General features: G+C 80.9%; 1 protein-coding gene. It reads left to right on the plus strand.

The features are described 5' to 3' along the window. Positions 1 to 275: 275 nt before the first annotated feature. Positions 276 to 507: hypothetical protein (locus GTQ99_RS23930; protein ID WP_166618106.1), on the plus strand; the 232-nt coding region annotated here is incomplete at its 3' end.

The raw sequence follows: 507 nt of genomic DNA on the forward strand, positions 1-507 counted from the left end.
GGCCTCGACCGCGTCGCCACCTGCGGCAGCTGGGCCGGTCGTTGGGCCGGTTGCGGGGCCGGCCGCCGAGCCGGCTGCGGAGCGGGGTGCGTGCGGGGCGTCGAGACGGGCAGGGAGAAGAGCTCGTCCTGGTCCTCGTGCCTGACCTGACCCACCGCTCGCCGCACCTCCGCCCCGACGCCCCGGACCGGCCGCAGCACCCCGTGCCGCCGGAGCCTCTCCTGCAGGCGGAGCGCCCCGTCCAACCCGAGCGCCCCCTCGCGGCGGAGCGCCCCGTGCCGGCGGCCGCCCCGGCGGTGGGCGAGCGCTCCACCGGCCGCGAGGAGCTGCAGGCCGCGCTGGCCGCCCTCGACGCCACCGCCGTCAAGCCCCGGGACGCCTCCTTCGTCGCCGCCGCGCTCGCCGCCGGGGCGCACGAGTGGACGGCGCCGGTGGCCCGGCGCTGCTGGGGGTTGCTGACCGGTCCGTACCGCGCCGAGCTGCAGGCCGCGGGCCGGGACCCGGACC

The organism is Kineococcus vitellinus (assembly GCF_009906315.1).
GTDB classification, from domain to species: domain Bacteria; phylum Actinomycetota; class Actinomycetes; order Actinomycetales; family Kineococcaceae; genus Kineococcus; species Kineococcus vitellinus.